The organism is Treponema sp. R6D11, assembly GCF_054786075.1.
This window is the reverse complement of sequence record NZ_BDHD01001231.1, coordinates 1-354: the sequence shown is the minus strand read 5'-3', so window position 1 is coordinate 354 and position 354 is coordinate 1. Positions and strand designations below refer to the sequence as shown.

The 354-nt window shown below is 35.9% G+C and carries 1 protein-coding gene; it reads left to right on the top strand.

Translation table 11 applies throughout. The annotated features are described in order from the left end of the window. Window positions 1-322, top strand: a 322-nt coding sequence (locus tag ACYVTD_RS18225) for a glutamate racemase (RefSeq protein ID WP_461249013.1), incomplete at its 5' end; no start/stop codon positions are given. Window positions 323-354 lie beyond the last annotated feature (32 nt).

The following is a 354-nucleotide window of genomic DNA, read 5'->3' as shown; positions in this document are numbered from 1 at the left end:
TGACAAAGAGGCGACTAGACTGATCGCAGAGGATTATTTGAAAATTTTCAAGGATGAAGGCGTTGACACATTAGTTCTTGGTTGCACTCATTTTCCTCTATTGAAAAAAGTTATAAGAGATGTTTTAGGAAAAAATGTTAATTTGGTTGACGCAGGAAGAGGGATTGCGAATGTATTAGTTCGATATCTTGCTGAGAACGATGCAGAGACAGATAGGCTCAGCCATGGAGATGTTAAATACTACATCACGGACAATTCTAATTTTTCAGATATTGCAAAAATATTTTTCAATTCAAATGTGACAAAGAGGCGACTAGACTGATCGCAGAGGATTATTTGAAAATTTTCAAGGAT